This is a genomic window from Microcoleus sp. AT8-B5, assembly GCF_036705565.1.
Classification (GTDB): Bacteria; Cyanobacteriota; Cyanobacteriia; order Cyanobacteriales; family Microcoleaceae; genus Microcoleus.
In genome coordinates, this window is record NZ_JAUBUY010000004.1 from 154,035 (window position 1) to 164,550 (window position 10,516).

At 45.4% G+C, this 10,516-nt stretch carries 7 protein-coding genes; 4 read left to right on the forward strand and 3 right to left on the reverse strand.

Features of this window, described 5'->3' with window-relative positions; all coding sequences use genetic code 11:
- Positions 1-224: 224 nt before the first annotated feature.
- Together QUB39_RS04725 and QUB39_RS04730 are read left to right on the forward strand one after the other, a co-directional pair.
- Complete coding sequence (locus tag QUB39_RS04725) at positions 225-605, forward strand: cupin domain-containing protein (RefSeq protein ID WP_333207964.1); 381 nt, start codon at positions 225-227, stop codon at positions 603-605.
- 63 nt (positions 606-668) lie between these two features.
- Positions 669-1,055 carry a hypothetical protein gene (locus QUB39_RS04730; RefSeq protein WP_333207962.1) on the forward strand — a complete coding sequence of 129 codons (387 nt, stop codon included), beginning with the start codon at positions 669-671 and terminating at the stop codon, positions 1,053-1,055.
- 69 nt (positions 1,056-1,124) lie between these two features.
- Here QUB39_RS04730 and QUB39_RS04735 read toward each other — a convergent pair whose 3' ends face one another.
- The gene (locus QUB39_RS04735) at positions 1,125-1,250 is read right to left on the reverse strand and encodes a hypothetical protein (RefSeq protein ID WP_333485016.1); all 126 of its coding nucleotides are present in this window, start codon (positions 1,248-1,250) and stop codon (positions 1,125-1,127) included.
- Positions 1,251-1,446: 196 nt separating this feature from the next.
- Between QUB39_RS04735 and QUB39_RS04740 the strand changes: the two genes are divergently transcribed.
- Complete coding sequence (locus QUB39_RS04740; protein ID WP_333207959.1) at positions 1,447-3,441, forward strand: SUMF1/EgtB/PvdO family nonheme iron enzyme; 1,995 nt, start codon at positions 1,447-1,449, stop codon at positions 3,439-3,441.
- A 263-nt stretch (positions 3,442-3,704) separates the two neighbouring features.
- On the opposite strand, the gene QUB39_RS04745 is transcribed toward QUB39_RS04740, so the two are convergent.
- Positions 3,705-4,265, reverse strand: coding sequence for a Uma2 family endonuclease (locus QUB39_RS04745; protein WP_333054376.1), 561 nt, complete (start codon positions 4,263-4,265; stop codon positions 3,705-3,707).
- A 114-nt stretch (positions 4,266-4,379) separates the two neighbouring features.
- Entirely contained in the window at positions 4,380-6,155 is a 1,776-nt protein-coding gene (locus QUB39_RS04750; RefSeq protein WP_333207957.1) for a DMT family transporter, read from the reverse strand.
- 728 nt (positions 6,156-6,883) lie between these two features.
- Between QUB39_RS04750 and QUB39_RS04755 the strand changes: the two genes are divergently transcribed.
- A complete protein-coding gene (locus QUB39_RS04755) occupies positions 6,884-10,315 on the forward strand; it encodes an amino acid adenylation domain-containing protein (RefSeq protein ID WP_333207956.1) in 3,432 nt (1,143 codons plus the stop codon).
- The last annotated feature ends 201 nt before the right edge of the window (positions 10,316-10,516 follow it).

The window sequence follows — 10,516 nt, forward strand, 5'->3', positions numbered from 1 at the left end:
CTGATTTGTCGATCGCTTTTCAATGAGCGTGCGATCGTTAGTTTCTAGCGTTATTCTTGTACTCGGTGCGCTCTTGGGAAAAGACGATCGCGCTCCTTACAAGTTGTGATTTGAGCGGGTTTATTGCTCTGAGTTAAGTTTCCGTAAAGTGATCGGTGAGACAGTTCTTTGTAGGCGATCGGTGAGACAATCACCTTAGAAGTCTTTCAAAGAGTGATGCAAAGATGAGTACAACTAGGATATTCAGCAGTTCTAAATTCTTTCAACCGACTGAGGGAGAGCCTGTTCGCTCGATCGTTACCGAATCTAAGGAGGCTGTCGTTGTCGCCTGGTATATCAAGCCAGGTCAGGCAATCCCCGCGCACACCCATCCCAACGGGCAAGACACTTGGACTGTTTTAACCGGGAAGGGAGACTACTATTTGGACAAAGCAGGCACTACGAAGTCGATCGCTGCTGGGGATGTTGTAGTCGCTCATACCGGATGTGTACATGGAGTATTCAACAACGGTGATGAGCCATTGGTTTTTATCTCAGTTGTGTCACCAGCCGATGCGGGGTATCAACTTGTCTCGTTAGAAAACTCTTTTGCTCTCCATCCCTAATTCTTCAATTCACCGGGTTGTATTCATCAGTTAGATTGAAAAAATCCAAGCATTTTTATAGCCATGAAATGGTTGATTCAATATCTTTGCGAAATCCAATTAGATAAAGCTATTCTCTGGTGCTATCTCATTTGGTATGTTATAGTAGTTTGTTTTCATTTTGACCCTTCGGTTAAGATATGGATCAATTCAATTGGTATAAGTGCTGTAATCGGTACGGGTCTGATGCTAAGTGTTTCTTCTAGTAAAGGCAAAAGAGATCGTTGGCAGGCATTTAGGTTATATCTCATGCCATTTTGTGTCTCAAGCTTCTCTGCCCTGATTAAAGAGGAGGGATTTATTGTATTTATATCACCAAATATCAAAGAAACAATAGTATCAGTATCATGCTGTGTTCTGTTTCTATCAGTTATTTTAGCAGTCAAATTATTTAGAAATAAACTTATTTAACAGGATGCGGAAAGTTTGTGAAATGCAGCATAAATATGACATTTCAAGTTGAAATTACCCCGATCGCCTTTAAGGACGATCTGGTAAAATTCTGCCGAGTTGTACCATACTGCCCTCTGTAAAAAAATTCCCCGCAAGCCCCAGACGAATATCGGCGGTAAGCGGGTTGCTAAAATCGGTCGATCGGGCTGCCATTTTTTGCCTTCAAATCTCTTTCTTTGGATTGATACGGATTTTAAATTCTGCCTTCTAATTTCTGCCTTGGGGTACACCAACGGCGGTAATGCCCTTCCTACAGCCAATTGTCAATAACCAATTACTAATTGTTAGTATTCCCTGAGTAACCCGAAAAGATATATGATAACCTTAACCGGATCATTTCTGCCCAGATATGTTCTACTGTTCTAATCCAAAATGCTCTCATCCTTTCAATCCCGATAACTCTAAATTTTGTCAAAGTTGCGGAGCTCAAGGCCTCAACCCTCTCTTCAGAAACCGCTACCGCGTGATTCGACTGTTGGGCGAAGGGGGATTTGGCAGAACTTATGAAGCGGTAGATACGGATCGCATGGACGATCCCTGCGTAATTAAGCAGTTTGTACCCCAATTTCAAGGAACCTCAGCACTTGAAAAAGCCTCACAATTGTTTAAGGAAGAAGCGAAACGACTTTACGAACTCGGTGAACATCCCCAAATTCCTCGATTAATTGCTTATTTTGAACAAGACAAGCGACTTTATTTAGTACAAGAGTTGATTGAGGGGCAAACTTTACTAGCAGAATTAACTCAGCAGGGTGTTTTTAGCGAAGAAAAAATTTGGCAGTTGTTGGCAGATATTTTGCCGATTTTGAAATTTGTGCACGATCGCCATGTCATTCACAGAGACATCAAACTTGAGAATATCATGCGCCGTCGCACCTCTGTTAACTCCTCCCTACCAAAGGCGGGAAATTTTCGGAATTCAGCTTTCCGAAGGGGAGGGCGGGGAGAGTTAGTTTTGATAGATTTCGGCATTTCCAAACAAGTGACGGGCTCCCTGATGAGCAAAGTAGGCACGACGGTAGGAACGCCCGGATATTCGCCTGTAGAACAAATGCGCGGTCAAGTTTTCCCCGGCAGCGATTTGTACAGTTTGGGAATAACTTGCCTGAGACTACTAACTCAATGTTTGCCAAAAATTGACGGTTCCGATGACCTTTATGACCCGATAAACGGCGGCTGGATTTGGAGAGAACGGTTGCCAGCCGGCACAAAAATTAGCAGCGAGTTGGCAAATGTTTTAGACAAATTAATTCAAGATTATCTCAAAAATAGATATCAATCTGCTGATGAAGTAATCAAAGCTTTAAATCTCTATTCTTTACCTCCCCAACCCCATTGTGCCAATGGAGGACAACTTGCTCTAAATTCTTTTCGGACAAAGGGAGGACAACTTGCCATCAATACCCCGCTCAATCAAAGCGGGCAAATTAATAGCAATATCTCTGTCAATCCGAGGGAAAAATCTAACACAAATCCGCCTCCGAACAAAGCAGCACAGAGAATTCCCGCTGTCAAAAGCACTTTTGAATTTCAGGTGGTGACAGTAGACAAGCGCGGGAAGCCAACTAATGTTAACAGCGGCCAAGCGCGTTTTTTTGAAGAACGTCTTGGTAGCAGTACAGCGCTGGAAATGGTATCAGTTCCTGGCGGTACTTTCCTCATGGGTTCTCCAAAAGATCGGGGTGACAGCGACGAAAAACCTCAGCACCCAGTAACTTTAGGCTCTTTCTATATTAGCAAATTTCCCGTCACTCAGGCCCAGTGGACAGCAGTTGCGGCGCTGCCGGAAATTAAAATATTTCTCAATCCCGATGCTGCCCGTTTTAAAGGTGCAAATCGACCTGTAGAAAATGTATCTTGGTACGAGGCTGTGGAGTTTTGCGATCGACTTTCTCGCAAAACAGGTAAGAATTATCGCTTACCTAGCGAAGCCCAATGGGAATATGCTTGCCGGGGGCAAACTACGGGGCCGTTTCATTTTGGGGAAACGATTACCAGCGAGTTAGCCAATTACAACGGAAATTCTAATTACGCTGACGCGCCCAAGGGAGTTTATCGCTTTCAAACGACAGATGTTGGCAGTTTTAAACCTAATGCTTTCGGATTGTACGATTTTCACGGAAATGTTTGGGAATGGTGCGCGGATTCTTGGCACAATAATTATAACGGTGCGCCTGCCGATGGTAGCGTTTGGGAGTCTGACGGGGAGTCTTCGCTGAGGTTGTTGCGGGGTGGTTCTTGGAACGATCATCCTCCGAATTGTCGCAGCGCGTGTCGCCTCAGATATCAGCCGGATTGCAAGGCTAGTATTGTGGGTTTTCGAGTGGTTGTTTCTGTTGTTTAAGAATGGCGATTCCCTACGGAATACATCCGCTTCGCGCACTTTTTAACTTAGGAATGAGAATTAAATAACTTCCACTCTTGAAAGTGGGATGGGCTCTTATAGCCCGTCATGAGTGGACGGGCGGGACGCCCATCCCACAATAACAATTAAAATTGGGCGACGGGCGGGACGCCCATCCCACAATAACAATTAAAATTGGGCGACGGGCGGGACGCCCATCCCACAATAACAATTAAAATTGTAAGTTATTTAATTCGCGATCCTTAACTAAAACTCAACCAGCTAAAAACTGTTTCGACAGTCAATTCTAACTCAATTCCATTAAGTATTGGCAAATTAGTTGCACCTTCGTAAAACTCCACCCTTTGCCCGGGAAATACCGCTAAAATACTTTCTTCTTCTGGAATCATTAACCAGCCCAATTCAGTGCCTTGTTGCGAACAAGCAAGTAATTTAGCAAGCACTTTTGTTTGGCTTTGTCCGGGAGAAAGAATTTCTATCGCCCAGTCTGGATAAATTTCAAAGCGGTTAGCAATTCTACCCGATGGTAGAAAGGGAATTCTTTCCCACCGGAATACTGCTACATCTGGGACGAGTGATACACCGCCGAAAGTGCAACGCAACTCGGGAAAAGCATAAGCAATCTTTGGTGTTTCGACTATTTGATTGATGACATTGCAAAGCTTACCTTGCAATCTGCTATGTTCACCTTGAGGCATCGCTTTTTGAATGATTTCTTTGTTGATATATTCGCAAGGTGGCTCCGTTTCTGGAAGTTTTAGGAACTCCTCTAAGTTGGGCGATATTTTAATAACTGCAGTCATAGGTTAAGTCGATTTTAGATTTGAGATTTTAGATTTTAAATGGGATAGATACCAGAACCCCGAATGTTTAAAAGTCGGGGTTCTGGTATCTATTATGAAGGACAAATTCTTGCCTTAACTAGCCTTCTTCTGAGGAGCCATTATGCGTTCCACACTCATAGCAGCCACGCTCAACGTCACCACAGCCATGCCGAGAATTGCCACAGGCTGCAACTTCTCATTGATAATTAGAAAACCGAAGAGTGCGGTCATTGCCGGCCCTAAAGTGCCAATTACTGATGCTAAGGCTGCCCCCGCGAACCGGATGGCAAAATTATTCAAAAGATAGCTAAACAGCGTCAGCACCCCTAAAACAACGCCTCCGACAATCAAACCCGGCCAAACATTTGGGTCGATTTTAGGAGCAAAATTGTCCGACAGCGGCACCCACAAACTCAGGGAGGAAAATACAAAAATCGCGGCGAAATTAACTAAACTAAAAGGAATTGGGTGCAGCTTGCCCGCGGCCATTTGCGTCAGCAATACGTAACCTGCAAAGGTAATGCCAGAAGCCAGTGCTGCTGCGACTCCCACTCCCACATTGCCGCCGCCCGGAGCTGGGGCCGCAAAACTCGGCCACCCAGCTAAAATCAGACCTGCGGTAATCCCGACGATCGCGAAAAAGCCGACTTTGCTAGGGCGAGAACCAAACAAGATCCAAGAACCTAGTACGGTGACGATCGGGTAAATAAAGAAAATCGTAATCGCAATCCCCGCTGGAATATTGCCGATCGCCAAATAAATCAAAACCTGAGACAAAAACAGAAAAAATGCGCTTCCTAAAACCTTACTCCACAAAGCTCGATCGCCCGACTGGAACAACCGCCTAATATCTTTCCACACAGAAGGATACAGAAATGTCGCCAATATCGGCATCAAAGCCATCACCACGATCAGCCGCATCAACAAAATCAACAAAGAATTTCCAAAACCTGGAGTCACCACCCCCGGAAATTCAAACAACCCAAAAACCATCCGAGGATTTTTGCTTTTAATCAGAATTCTCAAACAAACATTAAACAGCGACAATACCACCGCCGAAGACAAAGCCAGCACCAAACCTGTCTGTACTTGAGAAGATGCTTTAACAGTTGCAGCAGGCGCTGAAGAAGGCTGGGGCGCGGGTTCCCGCGGCGTTGCCGCAGGTGTTGGCTGCAGAAATTGCGGGCGGACAGAATTAAGAGAATTAGTTGATTCCTCGACATAGGAATCTTGAGCATCGAAAGGATTCTCAAGATATTCTTCTTCTGATTCGAGTTCTTCCCTGATGCGGTTTACGAGATTTTGTAGCAGCTCTTCCCCTTGCAGTTCCAGGGTTTTCATGTTGTTGAGCCGCACAGAAAGCTCGCTTTCGTAACTGGTTAAATCTTGTTCCAGCATCTGGAAACTGCGATCGATCCTTTCATCCAGCGCCGCCAGCAACTGCGATGCCCGTTCGTCGTAGTTGCTCGGCGGCAAGGGTATCGGAAACTCGCCGCTGGGAATCGGGCTGCTGAGAGAATTTCCCGAATTAGCGCTGAGTTCGTTGAACCGCTGCACCAACAAATCCTGCAAATTGTGAGCCAAAACTTGAGCCAACTGCTTCAGCCACAATTGCTGCTGCTGAATGTATCGCCCAGACAGAGATTCCATTTGCTGAGACTGCAATTTGCGATATTGCTCCCGGAGGTCTTCAATATCTTCAATCAGGTGATTTTTTTCAGTTTGCAGCCGAGTAATGTCTTGATTTAACTGGCCTTTGACATTTTGATGCAAAGCGTCCAGTTCTTGCATTACTGAGTGGAGGACTTCTTCTGCTGATTGTGTATCCTCTGGCTCGTCCTTTGACGAGTATACGTTCCGCTGCGCCATTAGCCTATAACCTCTAATTTAAACTGCACGTTCAGTGTTCTTAAGTATTGTGACAAATTAGGTCGCAAGTTCTAGTGAATTGATCTAAAAGATTGCGAACACTGTTGAATCAATAGTAGTCGCTAAGCTACAAATGTGAGAAAATTGCGTGAAGCAAAGCTATCCGGCCGGGAATCGCCCCAAGAACACTTTGTGCAATTAGAAATCATACTATAGCAATCCTAAATCAGTAAAAATATGTAGGGGTAGTGCTAAGAGTGCCTACCCCAGCCTGCATCGGGGCAACCGGGCGTGGGTTTTGCCCCTACAAGAATTACACAAATCATTGAGGATTGCTGTACAGCTTGACCTCTCCACGAATTGCTCCCGGTAATTCTCGCATATAACTCACCCGATTGCACCCGACTCACAAACCTAAGATCCCGTTCTGTGACTAAATTTGATTGGGGGGTCGCACTCCTAGCCCCTCAATGGATAACTTGATCCTGCAGGCAGAAACCCCGTTTCTATTCCCCGCGTCTCTCCCGCACTCCTGCACCCAGGTTTATGATTTTAACAGTTCCGATCTTTTGCTCGCGAAAGTTTTAAGAGGCGATCGCACCCTCAATCGATTTTAGATTTTAGATTTTAGATTAAAGAATTGAAGCATTGACTTGCGCGAGATAAATTCGGGGGGCCAGTTTCTCGGATACAGGTTTTTTATTTCTCCGTCCTGAGTCTGCGAAGGAATGAATCCGCGAGCTTGTATCCTGGATGCTGTCGGTCAAAAATCCCCCCCGCGCCATCAAAAAATTAACACATCCCATCCCCGAAGAGCAACAGATATGGCCTCCGAAATTTATGACAATTCCTTGACAAAGGATATAGAAAAACTGAATATTTCCTCAGAAGCCGAAGTGTTTGTCTTTCCGGCATCATTTGCCCAGCAGCGCTTGTGGTTTCTCGACCAATTCGCACCGGAAAACCCTTTCTATAATGTAGTAACAGCACTGCGCTTAACTGGTTCCCTCAACTTAACAGCCTTAGAGCAAACCTTCAACGAAATAGTGCAGCGACACGAAACTTTGCGAACCACTTTTGCAACGGTATCAGACCAACCAGTGCAGATGATCTCAGCGGCTTTCCAAACTAATTTAAAAGTATTAGACTTGCAAAATTTGCCGCCAGAACAACGGCCAACAGAAGCAAAGAAACTCTCTGCAGCAGAATCTCTTTGCCCTTTCAATTTATCCACCGGGCCGCTGATGCGAGTCACCATCCTGCGGCTGACAGAAACCGAGCATATTCTCTTGGTAAATATGCACCACATAGCCTCTGATGATTGGTCGATCGGCGTGCTAATTCGAGAAATAGAAGCTATCTATACAGCCTTTATAAATCAACAGCCATCTCCTCTACCAGAATTATCCCTTCAATATGCCGACTTTGCAGAGTGGCAGCGCGAATGGCTGCAAGGTGAAGTATTAGAAACTCAGCTAGCTTATTGGCGGCAGCAATTGCACGGAATTTCTGTGTTAAATTTGCCTACCGATCGCCCTGCACCAGCTAGGCAAAATTATCGGGGGAAAACTCAATATTTAGAACTGCCTAAAAAGCTGAAGGACGCACTTGTAGAGCTATCGCAGCGAGAAGGAGCGACTTTATTTATGACAGTGCTCGCAGCATTTCAAACTTTGCTTTACCGCTACTCGCAACAAGAAGATATTGTAGTAGGTTCGCCGATCGCCAATCGCAACCGCAGCGAAATAGAACCACTAATCGGTTTTTTTGTCAATACTTTAGTGCTGCGAACAGACTGTTCGGGAAACCCGACATTTCGAGATTTTTTGGGCCGGGTGCGGGAAGTAACCCTGGGAGCTTACGCTCACCAAGATTTGCCTTTTGAGAAGCTAGTTGAGGAATTGCACCCAGAGCGATCGTTGAATCGCCACCCGCTGTTTCAGGTGGTATTCGGGCTGCAAAATGGGCCTGTGGACGAGCTAGAATTGCCCGAATTAAAGTTAAGTTCTTTTCATTTAGAGACTCAAACAACCCGCTTTGATTTAGAGCTGCATTTGTGGGAAGCTTCCGATAAGTTTAGGAACAGATACGGCGAACAGTGGGAAGATTCGGAAGGGCTCAGAGGCGTGGCTGTGTACAATACAGATTTATTTGATGAAGTTACCATCGCCCGAATGCTGAGGCATTTTAAAACTTTGCTGGAAAGCATTGTGGCTAATCCAGAACAAGGAATTGCTAACTTACCTTTATTGAGCGAGGATGAAGTGAATCAATTATTCAAAGAATGGAACGATACTCGCACAGATTATCCTCAAAATAAGTGCATTCATCAGTTATTTGAAGGGCAACTCCAGCAGCATCTGGATGATGTCGCCCTAACTTTCGACAGCCAAAACCTGACTTACAGAGAACTCAACAGTCGCAGCAACCAACTGGCGCGTTACCTACAAAAACGGGGTGTGGGGGCGGAGGTTTTAGTGGGGCTTTGTGCAGAGCGATCGATCGACCTAATTGTCGGGATGTTGGCTATACTGAAAGCGGGAGGAGCTTACCTACCGTTAGATCCGAGCTATCCGCGCGATCGGCTAAACTTGATGCTGGAAGATGCTCAAGTTAAAGTCTTGCTAATTCAAGATAAATTGATTGAGAATTTCCGAGACTTCTCAAACTCAGTGATTTACTTCGATCGCGATTGGGAAGACATAGCCAAAGAAAGCGCCGAAAATCCCGCCAACACCGCAACAGCAGACAACCTAGCTTACGTTATTTACACATCTGGCTCAACCGGAAAACCGAAGGGAGTTGCTGTCACCCACAAAGCAGTAAATCGGCTGGTACTCAACACCAACTATATAAAAATAGAACCTAGCGATAAAATTGCCCAAGCATCAAACGCTTCATTCGATGCAGCCACATTCGAGATTTGGGGAGCCTTGCTTAACGGCGCTCAACTCGTGGGAATTAGCACAAATATTACCCTTTCGCCTCATGATTTAGCCTTAGAACTGCGCCAAGAAGGCATCACAGTTTTGTTTTTAACAACTGCCTTATTTCAACAAATTGCTAGAGTTTTACCGCAAGCTTTTGATTCGCTGCGCTGCTTGCTGTTTGGCGGAGAAGCGGTCGATATGAGATGGGTTAAAAAACTTCTCAAACAAAATCCAACTACTAAGTTAATTCACGTTTACGGGCCTACAGAAAATACCACATTTTCGGCTTATTATTGCGTGCAAGACGTACCAGAAACCGCAACATCTATCCCCATCGGCCGCCCGATCGCCAACACGCAAATTTATCTCCTCGATGCGGATTTGCAGCCGGTGGCGATCGGTGTTATTGGTCAATTGTACGTCGGCGGTGACGGACTGGCGAAAGGCTACCTCAACCAGCCTGAGTTAACTGCTGCTGCATTCATTCCTAATCCTTTTAGCAATAAATCAGGTTCTAGGCTTTATAAAACCGGTGATTTAGGCCGCTATTGGGTTGACGGCAACATCGAGTTTTTAGGCCGCGTTGACGACCAAGTAAAAATTCGCGGCTACCGCATCGAGTTGGGAGAAATTGAAGCGGCTTTGTGCCAGCATCCACAAGTGCGCGAAGCAGTAGTAATTGTGAGGGAAGACATCCCAGGCGATAAACATTTGGTAGCTTATGTTATTCCTGACGGCATCGATAAAAAATCAGAAAATCACAATCTAAAATCAAGTGACTTGCGCCAATTTCTGAAAGAAAAGTTACCAGGATATATGGTTCCTGCAACTTATGCAGTGTTGGAGAATATGCCACTGACGCCTAATGGCAAAGTAGACCGCCGCGCCTTGCCCGATCTAGATACAGACAGCGAGGATATAACAGAAAATTATGTAGGGCCTCGGACTGAGCTCGAAAAGGCGATCGGGAAAATTTGGGCTAAAGTTTTGGGAAAACAGCAGGTTAGTATCTACGATAATTTCTTTGAACTAGGCGGGCATTCCCTGCTAGCAACTCAGTTGATTTCTCGCATCCGAGACGCTTTGCAAGTCGAGTTATCGGTCAGCAATTTGTTTGAGGCTCCGACTGTGGCGAGTCTGGCAAAATACATTGAAACAATGCGCTGGGCTGCGAAAGGTTTGGATACTCCCAGAACCGACGAAAATGAGCGCGAAGATGTGGAATTTTGAGGTTGGCGCAAATAAATCGGTGCTGTGTAATAGTTTTTCAAGGGCGGGCGGGACGCCCAACCCCTACTCCCCACAAAAAACTTAATGTCTTGTGGAACAGGCCGAAAAGCCTGTTCTTGAGAATTCGGTGCTGTGTAATAGTTTTTCAAGGGCGGGCGGGACGCCCAACCCCTACTCCCCACAAAAAACTTAATGTCTTGT